This window comes from Achromobacter sp. SIMBA_011 (assembly GCF_046535435.1).
Classification (GTDB): domain Bacteria; phylum Pseudomonadota; class Gammaproteobacteria; order Burkholderiales; family Burkholderiaceae_B; genus Achromobacter; species Achromobacter dolens.
The window spans coordinates 1-243 of record NZ_JAWRWN010001078.1 but is presented as its reverse complement, the minus strand read 5'-3'; the positions used below and the strand labels follow the sequence as shown (position 1 = coordinate 243).

Annotated in this window: 1 pseudogene; it reads right to left on the bottom strand. The window is 70.4% G+C overall.

Annotated elements, in window-relative coordinates:
• A pseudogene (locus tag SB816_RS34350) lies at positions 1 to 243 on the bottom strand (short-chain dehydrogenase); the annotation flags it as partial.

Below are 243 nucleotides of genomic sequence, written 5' to 3'. Positions count from 1 at the left end.
GCCGCGACATTCAGTCCGACCGCGCGGGCGACGAGCGCCGGGTCCTGCGCGTCGAGAGGTCCGATCGGATCGACGATGCCTGCGTTGTTGAAGAGCAGCACGATCGACGCGCCGTCGACGAAGCTGCGCAGCGTGTCGCCGGCCAGCCACGTCGCCACGGCCGACGTATCCGACAGGTCGAGTTCGATTTCGGCGAACCGGTCGCCGGCCTGCGCGGCGAGCGACGGATGACGGCTGCGCGAC